The sequence below is a fragment of the Aquabacterium humicola genome (genome assembly GCF_030167915.1).
Lineage (GTDB): Bacteria > Pseudomonadota > Gammaproteobacteria > Burkholderiales > Burkholderiaceae_C > Pseudaquabacterium > Pseudaquabacterium humicola.
Genome location: NZ_JARGNB010000003.1, coordinates 141,141 through 160,341, shown reverse-complemented (window position 1 = coordinate 160,341; position 19,201 = coordinate 141,141). Strand labels below are relative to the sequence as shown.

Below are 19,201 nucleotides of genomic sequence, written 5' to 3'. Positions count from 1 at the left end.
CGCGGCCGACGGACGGCGCCGGGATCAGGACGGCTGCCGCGTCGTGCGCAGGTAGGGCTTGATGGTCTTGTAGCCGGGGAAGATCCTGTCCGCTTCCTCGTTGCTGACGGCGGTGGTGATGATCACGTCCTCGCCCTGCTTCCAGTTCACCGGCGTCGCGACGCGGTGCTTGGCGGTGAGCTGCAGCGAATCCAGCATGCGCAGGATCTCGTCGAAGTTGCGGCCGGTGGTCATCGGGTAGGTCAGCATCAGCTTGATCTTCTTGTCCGGGCCGATCACGAACACCGAGCGCACGGTCGCGTTGGTGGCGGCGGTGCGGCCGTCGGCGGCCGTGTCCTCGGCCGGCAGCATGTTGTAGAGCTTCGCCACCGTCAAGTCGCTGTCGCCGATCATCGGGTAGGTGACCTTCGCGCCCTGCGTCTCCTCGATGTCGCGCGACCAGGCCTCGTGCTGGCCCACCGGGTCGACGGACAGGCCGATCAGCTTGGCGTTGCGCCGGGTGAACTCGGGTTCGATGCGCGCCATGTAGCCGAGCTCGGTGGTGCACACCGGCGTGAAGTCCTTCGGGTGCGAGAACAGGATGGCCCAGCTGTCGCCGATCCATGCGTGGAAGCGGATGCGGCCTTGGGTGGTGTCGGCGTCGAAGTCGGGGGCGATGTCGTTGATGCGCAGGGACATGGAATGCTCCTTATGTGGGCAAGTGGGCGGGGGAAATCGGGAAGGCTCGGGGGGCAGCGTGTCAGGCCAGTGCCGCGGCCGCGTGCTCCAGGCTCGGCACCTCGGCCAGCACGCCGGCCCAGATGCCGGGCGCCGCGGCGGCACGGGCGATCGGCAGGTAGCGCCGCCACTGGTCCGGCTTGCAGACCGCCTTCAGCGCCTGCACGAAGACGCGGGTCGCGCCGACCGGCGTGTTCTTCGTGCTGCCGTGCCGCGACAGCGACTGCACGCCATGCGCGACGAAGTGCTCGAAGCCGCCGTGCGCGATGCCGGCGCTGACGCACCACGACGCGAACAACGGCGCCTTCGGCGCGGGCAGGCGCGCGACCAGCGGCATCATCACGTCCTCCTCGTGCTGCAGGTGCGCCTCGGCGGCGGCGCGGTAGGCGGCGAAGGCCTCGCGCAGCGCGGCGGGGCCGGTGTCGATCGCGCGGCTCACCGCGGCCTGCAGCCGATGCTCGTGCGCGTGCTCGGCGCGGAACAGCGCGGCACCGGCGGCCCCGTCGAAGACCTGGTCGAGCAGCGCGGTGATGCCGCCGCCGGCGCCCTCGACACCGTCCTCCATCGCCGCATGCACGTCGATGGCGTCGACATAGGCCCGCCAGGCGGTTGCGAACGCGGTGGTGTCGCCGGCCCCGGCCAGCGGCGCCAGCACCCGGGCCAGATCGTTGCGCAGCACCTCGTGGTAGTTGCGCATCACGGCGGGAACGGAGACATCGGGTTCGGTCATCGCGGGGCTCCGGTGGAGATCGCCGTGGGCGTCGGCGGGCAGTGCCTGCATGATCGGCGCGGGCCGGTCCGGGCGCATCTTCAACGTTGTTAAATCGGCGCCGCGTCCTGCCTTAAGCTCGCCGCCGGCGAACAACACGGCGGGGCGGGACTTGGCGGACAGCGGACACCTCGAGCACATGCCGGCCCGGCCGCTGCGCTTCGGCCCCGGCGGCCGCTTCGAGCTGCGCCCGGCCGAATACAAGCTGCTGGTCGACGGCCAGCCCGCCGCGCTCGGCGCCCGCGCGCTCGACGTGCTGATCGCGCTGGCCGCGCGCCCGCACCAGGTGCTGACCAAGAGCGAGCTGCTGGCCACCGTGTGGCGCGGGCTGGTCGTCGAGGAGAACAACCTGCGGGTGCAGGTCAATGCGCTGCGGCGCCTGCTGGGCGAGGACGCCATCGCCACCGTGCCGGGCCGCGGCTACCGGCTCAGCGTGGTGCTGCAGGCGCCGCCGCAGGCGTCCACCGCCGCGACGGCCGCTGACGCGGCGCCCGCCCCACCGCCCGGCGCGCCGCGCCTCTACGGCCGCGGCGCCGACCGCAGCCACCTGGCCGCCCGGCTGCGCGACGGCGGCGGCTGCACCACGCTGCTGGGCATGCCCGGCGTCGGCAAGAGCAGCCTCGCGCGCGACACGCTGGCCGGCTGGACCGGCCCCGGCGCCTGGGTCGACCTCGCGCCGCTGACACAGGCCGAGCAGCTGCCCGGCGCGATCGCCCGCACCATCGCCCGCGCGCTCGGCCTGCAGCTGGCCGACGGCGAGGGCGGCGACCCGGTGGCGCAGGTGCGCCGCCAGCTGCCCAGCGGCGGCGACCCCCTGCTGCTGGTGCTGGACAACGCCGAGCACCTCGCCGAACGCTGCGCCGTGTGGGCCGCGGGTCTGGCCGATGCGCCGGGGCTGCGCCTGCTGGTCACCAGCCAGCGGCCGCTGGGCGTCGCCGGCGAACGCCTGCTGCGCATCGAGCCGCTGGCCGTCGAACCCGCCGGCGATGCCAACGACGGCGCGCTGGCGCTGCTGCTGGACCGCATCGCCGCCGCCGACAGCCGCTTCCAGGTGGCGCCCGACGCCCGGCCGCTGCTCGCCGCGCTGGCGCGCCAGCTCGACGGCCTGCCGCTGGCACTGGAGATGGCCGCCGCGCGCGTGCCGCTGATGGGCCTGCGCGCGGTGCACGACGCGCTGGCCGAACGATTCGCGCTGCTGTCGCGCGGGCGCCGCGATTCGCCGGCACGGCATCGCACGCTGCACGACGCGCTGGCCTGGAGCGTCGGCCTGCTGGGCGATGCGGAGCAGCGCCTCTTCCGCATGCTGGGCGTGTTCGCCGGCGGCTTCACGCTGGACCTGGCGGTCACGCTGACCGCGGACGAGGACATCGGACGTTGGGACATCGTCGACGGGCTGGCGGCGCTGGTCGAACGCTCGCTGGTCGGCGTCAGCGGCGACGACCCGCCGCGCTACCGCCTGCTCGAGACGATGCGCGCCTACGCGCTCGATTCGATGACCGCCGACGAGCAGCGGTCGGTGCGCCGCCGCCATGCCGCGGCGGTGCTGGCGCTGCTGGTGCGCGGCGAATCGGATGCGCAATCGCTGGCCGAGATGGACAACGTGCGCGATGCGCTGCAGTGGGCCCGCGAGCATGAGCTCGCCACCGCCGCGCAGCTGAGCGCGCGCGCCGCGCAGTTGGTCGGCTTCACGCCCTGGCGCCAGGAGGCCACCGACTGGATGCTGCAGCTGCAGCCGGCGATGCAGGCGCACGGCGACGCGCTGCCGCTGCCGACGCAGGCCCAGTGGTGGTCGGCGCTGGCCTACCTGCTGAACGTGCGCCGCGACCCGGCGGCGGAGCCGGCGGCGCAGCGGGCCGTCGCGCTGTGGCGCCGGCTGGACCAGCCGAACGAGCTGCTGACCGCGCTGATCCACCGCGTGCGGTCGATCGGCGAGGCCGGGGCCGCGCTCGACGCGGCTTGCGCCGAGCTGCAGCAGCAGCACGCGGCGGCCAGCGGCCTCCCGCCGCGCACCGAGCTGCGCGTGCACGGCGCGCTGGCCGAAGCGGCGCGCGTGCGCGGCGACCACGTCGCGCTGCTGGCCTGCCGCGAGCAGGAGCTGCGGCTCGCGCGCGAACAAGGCTGGAATGCGATGGCGCAGGCGGCGGAGACCAATGTCTGCGCCGCGCTGATCGAGCTCGGCCGACATCCCGAAGCCGCCGAGCGCGCCCGCGCGCTGCTGCAGCGCATCGAGGACGCCGGCGCCGACGACAACGCCAACCGGCTGTGGGCGCTGTACATGCTGGGCGAGGCGCTGCTGCCGATGCGCGCCTTTGCCGAGGCGCGTGCCGTGCTGCCGCAGCTGCTGGCCGCGGAGCGCCGCTTCGGCACCGGCGTGGCCTGGCGCTGGATCCTGTCGCTGGTCGAAGCGCAGCGGCACTGGCGCAGCGCCGGGCGGCTGCTGGGCTTCGTCGCTGCCCGGCGCGCACTGCGCCAGGACGCGGTATCGCCCGATGAGCAGCAGCTGTTCGATCGCGTCGCCGGCGCCGTGCAGGCCGCGCTGGGCGCGGAGACCGCCGCGGCGCTATCGTCTGAAGGACGCGGCCTCGACGAAGGCGCGGCGGCGGCGCTGGCGGTCGCCACGGTCGACTGAACGCCGGCTTGCGGTCAGCCCGGCGGATCGTCGAAGGCCAGCAGCGTGCCGTCCACGCCGCCGAGCACGATCCGGCCCGCCACCGCCGCCGGCGCCGCGACCTGGCCGAACAGGAAGGCGCCCGGCGACGCGGCCGGCGCGCGCCACTGCCAGACGATGCGGCCGTCGCGGCGGTCGAGCTTCGCGAGGCCCGACTGCTGCGGCAGGAAGTGCGCCGCACGCCGGCGTGCGCCGGACAGCGACGCATAGACCCAGCGCTCGGTGACCAGCGGCCGCTGCAGCACCCAGCCGCCGACAAACGTGCGCCAGTGGTGGCGGCCGGTCGCGACATCGAAGGCCGAGACGAGGAACAGGTCGCCCGAGCCGATGTAGCCGGTGTCGCCGTGCACGACGGCCGACGACTCGATCCACGAGCCCCACCACGGCTGGCTCCACACCGGCTCGGCGCGGCCGGGCAGCAGCGCGTTCAGGCGGCTGCCGCGGTCGCCGACGATCAGCCGCTCGCCGGCGACCGCCGGCGTGCTGACCACCGGACCGCCGGTCTTGAACTGCCAGCGCTCGCGGCCGCTGGCGCGATCGAGGCCGTGGACCACGCCGTCGCGCGTGCCGAACACCACCCCGTCGCCCAGCACCGCCGCGCTGCCGCGCACCTTGCCGGCCGCGGCGAAGCGCCAGCGCGGGCGGCCGCTGTCGGCATTCACCGCATGGAAGCCGCCGTCGCCGGCGCCGATGTAGAGCACGCCGTCGTGCAGCACCGGCCGCGGGCCGGCATGGTCGTAGTCGAAGACGAAGGGATTCGGCGGCACACGCGGCACGCGCGCATCGCCCAGGTCGTGGCGCCAGGCTTCCTTGCCGCTGGCGCGGTCGAGCCGGTAGAGCCAGCCGTTGTCGCAGGCGAAGAACACGGCTTCGTCGGTGACGGTGGCCTCACCGTGGATCGCGCGGCCGGCGGCGAAGGTCCACGCGAGCGTGCCGCTGCGGGCGTCCACCGCGGCCATCACGCCATCGGCATTGCCGACGTAGACACGGTGGCCCTGCACCGCGGCCGGTGCGTAGATCGCGCCGCCCAGGCGCAGCTGCCACGCCGGCTCGGGGCCGGCGGGCGGCAGCGGCCGCTGCGGCGCCTGCGGCAGCGCATCGACGCGCCCCATGAGAAGCGGCTCGTCGGCGAGGCCGGTCACGCGCAGGCCGTTGGCGGTGCGCTCGATCGCCACGCCGTACTGCTTCAGCGTCCAGCGGCCTTCGCCGTCGGCCTGCAACGGCGGCAGCGGCACGCCGTAGAAGTTCACCAGATCGATCGTGTAGCGGGCCTGCAGCGTGCCGTCCGGGCCGCGCTCGAGCGCCAGGCCGATCGACGCGCGGTTGTCCGGCGGACCGGCGCTGGCGAGCCAGCGGCCGTCGATGCCGTCGGCGGCGGCCGGCACGCCGCGCACGCCGGCGGCCAGCAGGACGCCGGCGGCCAGGCAGCTGCGGCGCTGCATGCGCATCAGCCCGGCACGAAGGCCGGCGCGAGGGCCGGCGCGAAAGCCGGCATCGAAGGGCGGCGCGTGACGATGGCGGTCTCCGGCGAACGGCGATGCCGCGGATGATAGGCGCGCAAGGTTTGCGATTCGCAAGCGCGGTAGGCCGGGGCCTACCCCGCCATCCGGTGATGCGGAAGCTGCGTCGGCCTGCCCGCCGACGCCGCGGGCACGCCCGTCTCTCTACGCTTCGGTGATGTCGGGGCCGCAGTCCGCGGCCCCGCGACCCACCTGTGTTTTCAAGGAGACCCGAGATGAACAAGTCCCGTGACCTGAACAAGTCCGACCTGACCGACGCCGTGGAAGACCACCCGGTCGCGACCGGTGTCGGCGCCGTCGCCGGCGGCGTCGCCGGCGGCGTGATGGGCGGCGCCGCGGCCGGGGCGGCTGTCGGCGGCCTGACCGGCCCGGTGGGTGCGGCCATCGGCGCCGCGGCCGGTGCGATCGCTGGCGGCCTGATGGGCGCCGGCGCCGGCAAGGCGCTGAATCCCACCGCCGAGGACACCTACTGGCGCGAGAACTACACGGCGCGCCCCTACGTGACCGGCGACGCCAGCTACGACGACTACGGTCCCGCCTACCGCTACGGCGTCGACGCCTATTCGCGTTACCCGGGCAAGAGCTTCGACGAGGTCGACGACGACCTGAGCCGCGAGTGGAGCACCGCCCGCGGCACGTCCAGCCTCGACTGGGACCGCGCGAAGCACGCCACGCGTGACGCGTGGCATCGCGTGAGCGATGCGGTCGAACGCGCTACCCCGGGCGACTCGGACCGCGACGGCAAGTAAGTTCGCGAGCCGACTGAAGCAGCGCGCCCGGGTGTGCAGTGGCACATCCGGGCGCGTTCTCGTGCGCCGGAGTCAGCCAAGGCCTGGCCATACGCGCATGATGTACCAGGCTGCGTGAGCTACCAGCAGCGCGGCGACGATCAGCGAGGAGCCGAAGCGCTTGTGCGGCCACTTCACGTAACAATCGAACGCGAGCCCCAATGCAAGGAAGGCGACGAAAGTGGCCTCCAGCAGGGCCGCCTGCAGCAGGACCGGGCTGCCCGTCTGCGTCGAGAACCAGAGGCCGCCGCCAACGACGGCGACGAGCCATGGCAGGACGATCAGCCACACCCATCGGTGAAGTTCGAAGCCAGGTGGCTTGACTTCGCGTGCCCTGAGCTCGGACAGCAGGCTGCGCAAAGGAGACGATGCAAGCGGTCCCTGCCCGCTTGCTGCCGCGCGGCGCACGGCCGGCACGTCGTCAAGCGATGCGGTCCAGTGTGTCCGCCCCAATACCCCGAAACGCAGGAAGCCGCCCTTTGCCGGCGCAGGTTGCAGCTCGCACCCCGTCGCCTCTTGAACGAGCGCGCGGAGCTTGTCGAATTGCTGCGCGTCCGGCCGTCCCGGCAGCCAGATGGCCAGCCGCTCTGCCGGCACGGCCTCGTGGGCGGCGGCCATTTCCCACGCCAAGCCCGGGCCAACCTGCCTGGCGTCTGCGCGGATGACGACCAGGCTCGCCTGGCGCATCAGGCTCCGCGCTAACTGCTGCCAGTCATCGTGACCAACGTAAAGGCGCGCGGCGCCCGGCACGGTTAGTCGTTCCCCGGGGCGCCCGATTGCCAGCACGGGCCCGACACGTTCAAGGCCGGGAACGAGCCGGCTCTCGGCGCGGACATAGCCGGGACTTCCATCTTGGGCCGCCTCCTGGCCCTCCTGTGAGAACGAGCGCAGGTAGATCACCGGCGCCCGGGGATCCTCCAGCGCCACCTGAAATGCCGGCCTGGCAACGAGTCGGCGCCCGTAGTACACCAAGCAGGGCACAAGGACCATCGAGCCCACCTGCGCACCCTTGAACCCGCGCTGAATCCATACGAAGACTTCCAGTGCGAAGACACTCACGGCGAAAAGGAAGAAGAACACACCCCAGCTGATCGAACGGATCGGCGCTTCAACGGTCCGCCCGTGCTCAGCGCTCGTTGCAGTTGGGCCATACGAGCCGTGCGCGTCGGGCCCGCCTTCACGCTCTCTTTCGACGACCATGGTTTCGGCGGCCGCACGCTCACCGCGCGCCATGTCGACGTGCCACAGCAGCCACAGACCGAGCATGAAGAACAGGCCCGTCGAGACGAACGCCAAGCGATCGTGGCCGTCCATCCAGGTGATCAGGCCCGAGATCAGCGGACCGAAGATCAACCCAGACAGCCGCACACCGAAGGTCCACAGGCCGTAGAACTCGGCCCGCCGAGATGGGGGTGCCAGCAGACCGACCATCGCGCGGCCAGCCGACTGGCTCGAGCCCATGCACAGCCCGGCCATGACCGCCGCCCCCAAGAACAGCGTCGCGCTCGTCGCGACGGCCGCCAGCACCGCCGTCACGATCAAGCCCAACAACGTGGCAGCCAGTGCGCGCCGGTGGCCGCCGCGGTCCTGCCAGTGTCCGAGCAAGAGCGCGCCAACGGCCGCCCCGGCAGTCATCAGGAAGTAGAGCGTCATCGTGTCCGCCTGCTCGTAGCCGAGTTCCCTGGCGTGAACCGCGGCCAGCGTGACGATCATCGAGATGCCTGCCTGACAAGCCCCCGCAGAGGCGAGCAGCCAGCCGAAGTCACGGTAGCGCCGCGCCGCGTGAAATGTCTGCTGCAGCCGGCGCAGCGAGGCCTCCAGCCCCTCGGTCTGGAACGCGCATGGCTGCGGGATCGCTCGTTCCTTCAGGAGCACGAGAGTGGTCAGCGAAGCGACCGCAAATACCGCCGCGGTGATCAGCATCGTCACCGGAACGAACTGCGCCGCTGCCTCGCCGCTGGCCTGCGCCGCCAGTACCCATCCGGGGCCCAACGTCAGCAAACCTCCGACGTAGCCGAGGCTGCAGCCCCAGCCAGAGACCCGGCCTATCGCGTCGCGCCGCGCCAGTTCGGGAAGGAAGGCTGCGATCAATGATTCGCCGTAGCAAAGGAAGATGTTGGACAGCACGATCGCGGCAATCGTCAGCAACAGGTCGCCCGGACCGGCAGCGGCCAACGACGCTGTGGCGGCGACGCAGCCCACCGTGCTGAGTGCCAGCAGCCGCTTCTTCGCCGCGCGCAGGTCGGCATATGCACCGACCGCCGGCATGGTCAGCATCACGAACAGGCCGGCCAAGGTCAACGCGGCCGCCAAGGACCCGAGCGACTTGGCGGCGCGACCATCGACGACGCCGACGAAATAGGCACTGCAGATGGCAGGCAGGAAGGCCGTGTAGCCCGCGGTGGCGAAGTGGTACATCGCCCACCCGAAAACCTCGCGCTTGCGCACGCCCTCATTCAGGGAACCTTGCGAGAACATGCTCAGTCGCGCCTGGCGCGTGAAGCTGTTCTTGCGGTCGGCTAGACCGCGAGGTTCGCGCGGGCCAGGGCAGGTAGCGCGGAACGGGGTCGACCAATGGCTGGAAGCTCGCACGAACGCATGACCAGCCTCCTTTCGCGACCCTTCCGCTCCCGGGTATCGCTGATCCCAGGCCAAGCGCGATTCTGCACCGACGCTACGCGCCGGCACGCGCGACGACGGTCGCAGCCCTTCGAGCCCGGACCCTTCCAAGGCCTTGAGGAATGTCTGCCCTGGGCCACCGCTCGCGTTCGAGCCTCGGGGGCGAACGGCAGGAGCAGACTGGTTGCGGACACTCGCGCTCAACGGCACGAACGGCCGCTGCCACGATCACCTGTTGCTCGGCGACCTTCGCCTCGATCGGCCGCTGTAGATCAGTCACCAGTCACTCGACCGCGGCCGGCAAGGTTGTGAGGGCTCGCCAACGGCGCCTTGGCCTGATGTGTTCGACCGAACTCGACCCAAACCCGTCCTTCGGGCTTCTCCAAGGCGGTCAGCCGCTCAGCCCAACCAGCTTGTCGCCCGCGCAGGCGCGAAGTTGTCCTCGACGGGGTGCCCGATCGCCGCCGCGGAGCTACCATCTTTTGGCGCGCCAAGCGCGCGGGCGGAGGTTGTCGATGGCCACGAAGAAGCGGAACCCACGACCGCCGGGTCCCCCAGACGCCGCACCCGATCTGCGCGAGCTGCTGCGCGCCGACGCCGACATCAGCGACTTCATCGCCGCGTTCGGTGAGGCGGCGCCCGACGAGCCGGGTGCCGCACGGCGGCGTGCGCTGGAATTGCTGCAAGGGTTGGATGCGACCGATGCCGTGGCCGTGCTGTTCCGGTTCGCGCAGCGCTTTGCGCGCATGGCCAGCGAGGTCGCCGACTACTGCGCGGCGCAGGGCGCACCGCTGGGTGGACAGATGCAGCTCCGAGGCGGCGAGCTGAGGCTCGATCTGAGCGGGCTGGATTCGGCATGGGCGTTTGCCGGTGCGGCGCCGGATCGATCGTCGCTCGACGCGCGCGCCCACGCGATCGCCGCTGCGCTGGAGGATGTGGCTGCACGCGTGGATCCCGAGTCGCTCGTGCAGCGGACGACCGACGAAGAGGTGACAAGTCTCGGCCGCGCGCTGCAAGACTCGTCTGACGCGACCCTTCAGGCGATGTGGCGTCAGTTCCCCGGCAGCACGCACACGGTCGAACGAGCGGCGTGTTCGCCGCAGGATCTGACGGCGCTCCAGCTCGCCGTCGAAGCGGTGGAAGCCACGAGCGCGGCTCTGGCGTCCGTGCCGCTATCTGCCGGCGCCACGAGCGCGCTGCAACGCGTGCAGCAGCACCTGCCGGCGGTGCTCGACGAGCTGGCTTCGTTCGATTGCGACGAGCGCATCCCCGCCAACCCGGCCGTCGCCTCGCTCGCCGACGAAGTGCAGTTGCTCTCGTCGCAGCTGCGCTCGCTGGGAGCGGACGTGACCGAAGGCGCGCGCATCGAGAGCGGCTTCCACGACTTTCTGCGCACCGAGTTCTGGCCCGCACGCTGGCGCCTGTATGAGCTGTGGCTGCTGGTGCGCGTGCTCAAGACCTTGCACGGCTGCGGCGGCCGCGTCGAACTGCACGGCGTGCACGCCGGAGCGTGGCATGTGGCTTACGGACGCGCCACGGCGCCGGTGGCGAGCGCCCGGTTTGCCGGTGGCAGCGTCGATGTCCACTACCAGTATTGGAGCGAGGGCGAGAGCGAGGGCGGCGCGGGAGCCGACATGCCCGACCTGGTGCTGAAGCCGCCGCAAGGGCGCCCGATCGCGATCATCGATCCGAAGCACGGCCGCAGCTACACGCGCTTCAAGGTGCAAAAGGTGCTCGTGCGTTATGCGGCGCTGGATGCCGACCTGACGGCGATCGTCAACTACTTCGACATGCCAACCTACCGCTTCGAGCTCACGCGCGCCGCGAGCCGCACCTGGGTGCTCGCGGCGGACATCGCGCCGGACAGCGCATTGGCGCGCAGGCTCGAGCTGCAGCTCGCCGATGCCGTGCACGCGCGTGGTTTCCACGGCGCGGCGCCGGTCGTCTCGGCTTCCGCTGCGGCATCCCCCGGCAAGCGCCGCGCCGCCCAGGCGATGGAGCTGCTGTACTGGGCGACGCAAGCGCGCGAAGTCGATGAGCCGGCCGGGTTGTGGCGCGTGAAGGCCGGTGGCGAGGCTGAGCCGGTCGCGGGCTGGACCGCGCAGAAGAGCGGCGATAGTGCTCGCCTGGACGCGGCGCCCGACGGGCGTGCCTTGTTGGTGGCACGCGAGTCCGAGGTGCTGCTGGTGCACGCCGGCGCGCCGCCGCGGGTCGTCTCGGCGGACAAGCGCGGCTCTTTCCAGCCGACGCTCGGCTGGTCGGCCGATGGCTCGCACTTCGCGCTTGCGCTCGACGACCGCGACCGCGTCTTCGACGCCGAAGGCACCGAGCGGAAGATCGACCTGGCGGCCGAGATCGTCGGTTGGCACCCGACCGAGCCGACCTGCTTCTTCGCCCTGCGCCAGGAGAGCGAGGAGCAAGCCCTGCTGCAACTGGTCGATGCCACAGCCGGGCTGCTCTGGGAGCATGCCCTCGAGCGCAGATCGAGCCGCTATACCTCGGTTTTCGCGCGCGAGGCGTGGCGTGTGCACAGCCCGGTCGGCGGCGGGGGTGCTGCCGTGATCCGGCTGGGACACCGTGGTGCCTACATCCTCGATGCCAGGCGGGAGCTGCATGCGCTGAACAGCGACGATGCCGCGCTGTCCGTGTCCCCGGGCGGCCACCGCGCGCTGCTGGCCGGTCCACGAAGCGACCATGGACGCATCCTGCTGCGGATAGACACAGCGGACGGCACGCGCGAACCGCTCGTGCGCTACACGGCGGCCTCCCCAGAGCTGTTGCCCACGCGCGTGTGCTGGACGATCGACGAGGCGCAGTTTGCCTTCATGACGCGCCGCTCGCGCGAGCATGGGCAGCGCCTGTACACGGTTCGCTGCGGCGAGCGCCACGCACGCGCGGCGGCGCTGCCGGGCCAGGAACCGTCGGACTTTGCCTGGGGATGGGCGGGCCTGTGGACGTGAGGTCGGCGGCGAAGCCGCGATCGCCTCCCTGCCGCACAACCGAGGCCGCCTCGCCCATGAATCGAGCGGCGCCCGCGCGCTCGCCCGAGCCTCAGCCCTGCGGCAGCGCGATGTGCGGTTCCAGTGCCTGGCCGCCGGAGTCGGTGCCGCCGCCCCGCTGGCTCGGCCTGGCCGGGCCGGTCGATCGGCAGACGGCGGCAGAACTTCTGACGGCTGCCGCGGCGGAGCGGTTGTTCTGAGCGGCGGCAGGTGTCTCGATCTCGCAAAATGCCCAGACACCGCGCCCGACCTCGGGGCGCTTGGCTTCGGAGCAGTGATCGAGCTCACCCGGGCAGAAAGAGGGGCCGCTCCGCAGCAGCGCTAGGGGCCCGCGATTGCCGGCGGGCGGACTGACGGTGAGCGATATCAAGCTGACATTGAGTCTTGCGACCACTCGACTGCTGCCCCCGTGAGTGACAGCAATACGGCGGTAGCCTGATCCACGTGATGCTGCAGCGCGGTCTCACACCGTCAACGACCGCTCCCCGTTCGTTCGACGGGCTCGGCTCAACCCGTTGCGGTCACTGGTGTCGTTGCAGCGAGCCGCCAGAAAACCGTCGCTCAACGCTCCAGTCGAGCAGCCACGCGCAGCGACGTCCGCTGCAGCCGGTCGTAACGCGAACGCGCGTTCACGGCTGACGGCATTGCTGGCACGCTGATACCGCCAGGTGCGTCGCCACAAGTCGGAGGGCATTCGCAGACGAATTGCCGCCTGCCTGACAACTACCGTGCGCGTCCGCGGTACCGCACCGTTGCCAGCGGCTCGGACGTCTCAGTGAGTTCCACGGAGGTCCCTTCATCGACGAATGTCAGGCGGAAGCGGCGGTTGTTGATGTTCCCCACCTCGTTGTAGTCGAGGACGAACGAGTTGGCACTCTCCCAGGCACCACTTACCGCGACCGGCAATCCGAATCGCCCATCAGGCGAGACGCGGGGAACGCCGTCCAATCCAACCGGTCGCGGTCTGTCAAGCCGGTCGACCAGTTCCAACTGGAGCTGGGCCGTCGCACCTCCCGAAAAGGTGAGCGAGAACGATCTGAGGTCGAACGGATTCGCGTCGAGCGCGTAGGTGCGGCCCGAGATCACCTTTGCCTGCGTCGGCGCGGTAGTGACTGGTCGCGCAGCCGGCGGCTCCGTCGCAGCCCGTACGGCAGTCGCGAGCCGCGCCGCGTCTGCCGAGTTCTCAGGCAACGCGCGGTCGGATTTGATGGCGCGGCCGATGAACTGGCCGATGTCGCCCGGTTCGAACTCTCCACCAGTGAACACGACGACGAGGTTCTTCGCTGGCACGACGCTGATGCGCTGCCCGCCTCGGCCGAGTCCCTCGAATATCGGCGGGTTCCTGTCGGGATAGATCCAGAGACCGTATCCGTACCCCGGTCCTGGACTGGAGCCCGGCTGAGAGTGCACCTGGACTGCGCTTCGCATCCAGTCTGCCGGGACGAGCTGCCGGTTCTCCCATTGGCCACCTCGCAGCCAAAGATAGCCGATCTTCGCCATGTCGCGAGGCTGAAGGTGCAAGTCGCCCCAGCCGTGGGATATGCCCTGGGCGTCGGACGGCCAGGCCGCCTCTTCGATGCCAAGGGGAGCGAACAGTGCGTGCCGGGCGAAGTCGAGCGCGCTCACGCCGGTCGCTTTGGTGATGATCCCGGAGAGCAAGTGCATGCCGCCGGAGCAGTACTCGTAGACGCCGCCAGGCTCGACCACCATCGGGAGGCCGAGCATGAACCCGATCCAGTCCGGACTCCCTCTCATCTGGGTGAGGGTGATCTCCCCCTTGTCGTGGTGGCAGTCGAGCCCGGATGTCATCGTGAGCAGGTGCTCCACCGTCAGGCGCTTCTTGCGCGGATCGAGGTTGGCGATAGACGGCGCTCCGAGAACCGCCGTCACCGGTTGCGTCACGCTGCTCAACCTGTGCTGGCCGATGGCGACGCCAACGAGTGTGGAGGTGACGCTCTTGGTCACCGACGCCGTGTCGTGCAGGAGGTTGTCCTGGAACGGCCAGAAGTACGCATCCAGTACGAGGTAACCATTGCGGACGATCGTCAGGCTATGAATGGCGATCTGGCGCCGGCGAATCTCGTCGAATGCTTCGGCGAGGACGTTCGAGTCCATCCCTTGCGCTTCGGGTGAGGAACGGTGCCAGCCTTGCGTTGGCCACTCCTCTCGCTGCGCTGCCGCGCTCACGCCGGTTCCAGCAGTCGCAAGCACGGTCAGGAGAACAACTATGGCGATCCGTTCGAAGACCCGCATGTTCTTCACTCACTCCAATCTACGAGTCGGCGGCCACCGCCTGCCGACACCCTGAAGCAGTCTATCGTCACCGACTGCTGCTGGCCGGGGCCGGAACTTCGCGGTGCCGCCAGGAAGCTGCCCTTCAGGACCGCCGGCGGCGCCGTTCCGTGCGGATCGAGGCGCGACCCAGTCAGACCGACTTCAGATCTCTGTTTGCTCGGAGATCTCCAGAGCGTCGTCGACTTCGATGCCGAGGTAGCGGACGGTCGACTCGAGCTTGGAATGGCCAAGCAACAGCTGGACTGCCCGCAGGTTCTTGGTGCGCCGGTCGATCAGCGTCGCCTTGGTGCGCCGCATTGAGTGGGTACCGTAGTCGGCCGGGTCCAAGCCCAAGTCGTGGACCCAGACCCCGAGGATGCGAGCGTACTGCCGAGTTCCGAGATGCGGTGACTCGTGGAGCCGGCTCGGGAAGAGGTAGTCGTCGGCCTTCAGCGCGGCCAGCTTGATCCACGCCTGAACGGCCTCTCTCGTTGCCTGGGTAATCTCGAACTGAACCGGTCGCTGCGTCTTGTGCTGCATCACGATGGCACGGGCCGCCACCTGGTCGCCATGACAGATGTCGCGAACCTTCAGGGCCACCAGGTCACAGCCACGCAACTTGCTGTCTATGCCCAAGTTGAAGGGCGAGTTCGCGAACTCGGCCTTCCATCTGCAGCCGGATGCGCAGGGCCCAGATGTCCTTCAGCTTGAACGGCGCCTTCTGTCCAACGATCTTGCCTTTGTTCCACGGCTCGCGGTGTGCAGCGCTGGCGTTGGATTCCATGACGGTCTCCAGTCGGGGTTGAGGGGCGAAGACGATGAACCTTCCCCTGCCCGAACGCCTTGCCGAGCGTCAACTTGCTCGCGGGCACGAACTTGGCGTGATGGTGTGGTGGCGCTCGATGGGCAGCTTTCTGGGGCGCCGCGAACTCACCGTCTCGGCCAGGAGCGGTTCGCCACGAGAGACCGCTTTCCGCAGAAGCACAGAGGGCTGGCAAGGGGTTGCCGCTGCCCCGAAGCCTCAGTACGGCGGCGCCTGGCGCGCCCGCTGCGCTCGCGCCGCCTCGGTCCACCAGGCCAAGTCGTCGGCGAAGCGGCTGAAGGCCTTGCGCAGCGACTCGCCAGAGGCGCCGACCGGCTGGCCAGCGGCGTCAAGCGTTTGGGCGATCGGACCCACCGCCAGCGTGCTCGACACCACCACCATTCCCATCTCGCTGAGGATGCCGTGCCAGAGGGTGCCCGAGCGCACACCCGAGAAGCGCCCGGCGGAATAGCTGGCAATCGCGGCCGGCCGCCAGAACCACTCCTCCAGGAAGTGGTCGGTGAGGTTCTTCAAGCCCGGCTGGGGCCCCCAGTTGTATTCGCCCGTCACGAAGACGAAGGCGTCGGCCCCCTTGATCTCGCGAGCCAGGGTCTCCAGCGGCTGGGGCGCAGTTCCGGGCGGGTACTCCTTGTACATGCGGTCCAGCATCGGCAGGTTGAGCGCCTTCGCGTCGACCAGTTGGGGCTCGGCGCCACGCTGCCGCAGCCCGTCGACGATGAAGTCCGCCAGGCGAATGCCCATGCGGTCGGACCGGTAGGAACCGTAGAACACCAGGATCTTGTCGACCATCTCGCGCTCCGTCGTGCGTACATTCAGTCTAGCCGTGCACGCAGTCGGCCGGTGTGGCGCACAGTCGCCGGCTCTGGCCTCGGCCGCTGTACATCGCCGATGTGCCTGCACGCGGGCTGTCCTTGGGCGCCGCGCCGGCCGGCGGGTGGATGTGGCCTGGAGACTGGGCTCGCTGCTCCAAGTGCTCTCGCAAAGCGAGGGACGCGTTTCGGCCAGGAGCCGCCTCTCAACGTGACGGCCGGCCGCTGGATTGGCCCGCCTGCCGGATCGGTGGGAAGCTCGATGGTGCCAGCAGGAAGTTCAAGGTAGATTGGCTTCGCTTCCTGTCTGCCGGGTCACGAACCGTAGAAGGAGCGCAGCCTGCCTACTGCTCGGGTGCCACGATGATCCAGATGAAGTCGCTCGACCTCTGCCGAGGGAAGCTGCTCGCAGCGTTGCTGCTGACCGGAACGCTGGCGTCAGCGCAGACTGCAGCTCCGGCCTCGGGAGTCGCGCAGGATCTGGCCCGCGCGCGCGCGACGATGGTCAGCGACATACGCTACGAGGTGAGCCTGTCGATTCCTGCCAACAAGGACGCGCCGATCAGCGGACACATGGTGCTGCGCTTCTTGCTGTCCGATCGCACCCGCCCGCTAGTGCTCGACTTCGAACCTGATCGGCAGCAAGCGATCCAGTTGAAGGCCAATGGAGTGCCGGCAGTTCCCGTGTCGGTCAACGGGCACCTCGTGCTTCCGGCTGCGTCGCTGCGCCGCGGCGAGAACGAGCTGGAGATCGAGTTCACCGCTGGCGATGGGCCGCTGAATCGCAGCGACGACCAGCTGTTCACTGTGTTCGTTCCGGCCCAGGCACGCAGGGCAATCCCATGCTTCGACCAGCCCGATCTGAAGGCGCGCTGGAGCATCACGCTGGAACATCCTGCGCCTTGGCTGTCGGTCGCCAACGGCGCCGAACTCGAACGCGTGGTGGTCGGTGATCGCGCTCGTGTTCGCTTCGGTGCAACGAAGCCCATTTCCACCTATCTGGTCTCTTTCGTGGCCGGGGCCCTTCGCATGGAGACCGGCATGCGGGATGGGCGGATGCTGCGTATGTTCCATCGGGAGACTGACGCCGCCAAGCTCATCCGCAACCGGGAGGAGATATTCGACTTGCACGCGCGTTCGTTGGCGCACATGGCCGAATACACCAACTTGTCGTACCCGTTCGAGAAGTACGACTTCGTGCTGCTGCCGACCTTTCCGTTTCCGGGCATGGAGCATGTCGGCGCAACTGCCTACAACTCCGAAGAGCTGATGCTCGAAGAGTCGGCCACTCAGAGAGAGCGCTTGTGGCGCGCAAGGTTGATTGCGCACGAGGTTGCGCACGCATGGTTCGGTAATCTGGTCACGATGCGCTGGTTCGATGACGTCTGGACCAAGGAGGTCTTTGCCAGCTTCATGGCGTCGAAGATCGCCGACCCGCTGTTCCCGGATGTCCGCCACGACCTTGCGTTCTTCGTCGACAACCACCTGCGTGCCTACCCCACCGACCGCTCCGCGGGCACTCATCCGATCCGCCAGCCCCTGGGCAACCTGGCCGATGCGGCCGACCTCTACAGCAACCTTATCTATGCCAAGGCCCCCGTGGTGATGCGCCAGTTGGAGGTGATGCTGGGAGAGCAGGAGTTCCGCGACGGACTGCGCACCTACCTGCGCAGGCACAGTTACGCCAACGCCACCTGGGATGACCTCATTTCGGCACTCGCCCCGCGCGCACGCTTCAACCTGCGCGAGTGGAGCCGCGTCTGGATCGACGAACCCGGGCGGCCCTCGATCCGGACCGAACTGCGTCTCACCGACGGTCGTCTGGACAGTCTGCGTCTGATCGAAACAGCCCCGCGGGGTCGCAAGCTCCGCTGGCCGCAGGAACTTCGGATCACATTGCTTTGCTCTCGCGGGCAACTTGACCTGCGCGCAGACATGCAGTCGACCCGCGTCGACCTCACGCGTGACGCGGGCAACTGCCTGCCGGATGCCGTCCTCGCAGGAGGGCAAGGTTGGGCCTACGCTGATTTCCAGTTCGACGAACGCTCACGCCGCTTCTTGGCGGAGAACCTCTCTGCGCTTCAGGACCCACTGACTCGCGCCGTGGCGTGGTCGGGGTTGTGGGAAGCGATGCTGGCCGGCCGCATGACCCCGCAGGCAGTTCTGCCCACGCTGCTGGCGGCCCTGCGCTCGGAAGGCGACGAGCAGGTTGCGTCCTACCTGCTGGGTGACCTCGGCACTCTGTGGTGGCGCTTCCTGACGCCGCAGCAGCGCGTCCAAGCCGCAGGGGAACTGGAGACGCTGTTGAGGCAACGGCTTGCGGATGCAGCGGACGCACCGCGCAAGTCGGTCTGGTTCAAGGCGCTGCAGTCGCTGGCAGTCTCCTCGGAGACGGTGAGCTGGCTGCGGTTGGTCTGGAAGCGCGATGCCGCCGTGGCCGGGCTGCCGCTTAGCGAGGCGGACGAGACAAGACTCGCCAGGGAGCTTGCCCGGCGTGATGTCGTCGGCTCCAGCCAGATCCTCGACGAGCAGATCGAGCGCATCGCCAATCCCGATCGCAAGGCGCGCATGACGTACTTGCGGGAGGTGCTCTCGCCGAGTCCGGCGCAGCGCGAAGCATGGTTCCGACAACTGCGCGACCCAGCCAAGCGCAAGCCGGAGGAGTGGGTCATCGACGGGCTATCGGAACTACATCACCCGGTGCGCGCGGAGACATCGGCGCAGCTGGTGCAACCCGCACTGGAGATGCTGCTCGACGTGCGCCGGCACGGCGGCACCTTTTTCGACAGCCAATGGGTGGACAGCGTGCTGCACGGGCATGGCTCGCCCGCGACTGCCGCGGTCGTGCAGCGCTACCTGGCAGCGCAGTCGCCGGACTTTCCGCTCAAGCTGCGCGAGCGAGTGCTCCAGGCGGGTGATCTGCTGCAGCGGGCGGCACGGGTACGGAGTAAGGGTCCGCTGTGATCGGGGCACTGAACGAACTGGTAGTGCCAACGACAGCTCTTGCGCGCCACGTATGACCGCTGAGGGTCGACAGCGCAAGTTCGGCTCGGAGAGAAGCAGTCAGCGGCGCGGGCTGAGGGCCGCCACACCTCAGGTCCACGACCGCTGTATCTCGTACTGCTGACCTTCGTTCCGTTCGCGGTCGCCGAGTCTGGCGGCTGCTTGAGGGCAGTCAGCGTGAGTCCGGCCTTCGCGCCCGAGTGACCGACAAC

The 19,201-nt window shown here is 69.7% G+C and carries 10 protein-coding genes and 1 pseudogene; 4 read left to right on the top strand and 7 right to left on the bottom strand.

All coding sequences use genetic code 11. From position 1 onward, the window contains the following. Positions 1–24 precede the first annotated feature (24 nt). Positions 25–678, bottom strand: a complete 654-nt coding sequence (locus P1K89_RS16850; RefSeq protein WP_284617646.1) for a peroxiredoxin — start codon at positions 676–678, stop codon at positions 25–27. Positions 679–739: 61 nt separating this feature from the next. After that, positions 740–1,447 (bottom strand): hemerythrin domain-containing protein, encoded by a 708-nt coding sequence (locus P1K89_RS16845; RefSeq protein ID WP_284617645.1) that lies wholly within the window; start codon positions 1,445–1,447, stop codon positions 740–742. A 151-nt stretch (positions 1,448–1,598) separates the two neighbouring features. Between P1K89_RS16845 and P1K89_RS16840 the strand changes: the two genes are divergently transcribed. After that, a complete protein-coding gene (locus tag P1K89_RS16840) occupies positions 1,599–4,115 on the top strand; it encodes an ATP-binding protein (protein WP_284617644.1) in 2,517 nt (838 codons plus the stop codon). 14 nt (positions 4,116–4,129) lie between these two features. Here P1K89_RS16840 and P1K89_RS16835 read toward each other — a convergent pair whose 3' ends face one another. After that, complete coding sequence (locus P1K89_RS16835) at positions 4,130–5,596, bottom strand: outer membrane protein assembly factor BamB family protein (protein WP_284617643.1); 1,467 nt, start codon at positions 5,594–5,596, stop codon at positions 4,130–4,132. Between the two features lie 293 nt (positions 5,597–5,889). Here P1K89_RS16835 and P1K89_RS16830 point away from each other — a divergent pair, with 293 nt between their 5' ends. Beyond that, the gene (locus P1K89_RS16830; protein ID WP_284617642.1) at positions 5,890–6,423 is read left to right on the top strand and encodes a hypothetical protein; all 534 of its coding nucleotides are present in this window, start codon (positions 5,890–5,892) and stop codon (positions 6,421–6,423) included. A gap of 72 nt (positions 6,424–6,495) precedes the next feature. Here P1K89_RS16830 and P1K89_RS16825 read toward each other — a convergent pair whose 3' ends face one another. Next, on the bottom strand, positions 6,496–8,940 hold the full coding sequence (locus tag P1K89_RS16825) for an MFS transporter (protein WP_350081506.1): 2,445 nt from the start codon (positions 8,938–8,940) through the stop codon (positions 6,496–6,498). Positions 8,941–9,596: 656 nt separating this feature from the next. Between P1K89_RS16825 and P1K89_RS16820 the strand changes: the two genes are divergently transcribed. Further along, entirely contained in the window at positions 9,597–12,041 is a 2,445-nt protein-coding gene (locus tag P1K89_RS16820; RefSeq protein WP_284617641.1) for a hypothetical protein, read from the top strand. A gap of 762 nt (positions 12,042–12,803) precedes the next feature. Here the strand turns inward: P1K89_RS16820 and P1K89_RS16815 are convergent. The 3 genes and pseudogenes from P1K89_RS16815 to P1K89_RS16805 form a co-directional block, all read right to left on the bottom strand. Then, positions 12,804–14,333 (bottom strand): serine hydrolase domain-containing protein, encoded by a 1,530-nt coding sequence (locus P1K89_RS16815; protein WP_284617640.1) that lies wholly within the window; start codon positions 14,331–14,333, stop codon positions 12,804–12,806. 183 nt (positions 14,334–14,516) lie between these two features. Further along, positions 14,517–15,138: pseudogene (locus P1K89_RS16810) on the bottom strand (tyrosine-type recombinase/integrase). Positions 15,139–15,375: 237 nt separating this feature from the next. Continuing rightward, positions 15,376–15,966: an NADPH-dependent FMN reductase gene (locus tag P1K89_RS16805; protein ID WP_284617639.1), complete on the bottom strand. Its 591-nt coding sequence runs from the start codon at positions 15,964–15,966 to the stop codon at positions 15,376–15,378. Positions 15,967–16,358: 392 nt separating this feature from the next. Here P1K89_RS16805 and P1K89_RS16800 point away from each other — a divergent pair, with 392 nt between their 5' ends. Continuing rightward, complete coding sequence (locus P1K89_RS16800) at positions 16,359–18,950, top strand: M1 family aminopeptidase (protein WP_284617638.1); 2,592 nt, start codon at positions 16,359–16,361, stop codon at positions 18,948–18,950. The last annotated feature ends 251 nt before the right edge of the window (positions 18,951–19,201 follow it).

Excerpts from the sequence above, each read along its gene's own strand:
- P1K89_RS16850 (WP_284617646.1), bottom strand. The coding sequence starts at position 678 with ATGTCCCTGCGCATCAACGACATCGCCCCCGACTTCGACGCCGACACC.
- P1K89_RS16845 (WP_284617645.1), bottom strand. The coding sequence starts at position 1,447 with ATGACCGAACCCGATGTCTCCGTTCCCGCCGTGATGCGCAACTACCAC.
- P1K89_RS16835 (WP_284617643.1), bottom strand. The coding sequence starts at position 5,596 with ATGCAGCGCCGCAGCTGCCTGGCCGCCGGCGTCCTGCTGGCCGCCGGC.
- P1K89_RS16830 (WP_284617642.1), top strand. The coding sequence starts at position 5,890 with ATGAACAAGTCCCGTGACCTGAACAAGTCCGACCTGACCGACGCCGTG.
- P1K89_RS16825 (WP_350081506.1), bottom strand. The coding sequence starts at position 8,940 with ATGTTCTCGCAAGGTTCCCTGAATGAGGGCGTGCGCAAGCGCGAGGTT.
- P1K89_RS16820 (WP_284617641.1), top strand. The coding sequence starts at position 9,597 with ATGGCCACGAAGAAGCGGAACCCACGACCGCCGGGTCCCCCAGACGCC.
- P1K89_RS16815 (WP_284617640.1), bottom strand. The coding sequence starts at position 14,333 with ATGCGGGTCTTCGAACGGATCGCCATAGTTGTTCTCCTGACCGTGCTT.
- P1K89_RS16805 (WP_284617639.1), bottom strand. The coding sequence starts at position 15,966 with ATGGTCGACAAGATCCTGGTGTTCTACGGTTCCTACCGGTCCGACCGC.
- P1K89_RS16800 (WP_284617638.1), top strand. The coding sequence starts at position 16,359 with ATGAAGTCGCTCGACCTCTGCCGAGGGAAGCTGCTCGCAGCGTTGCTG.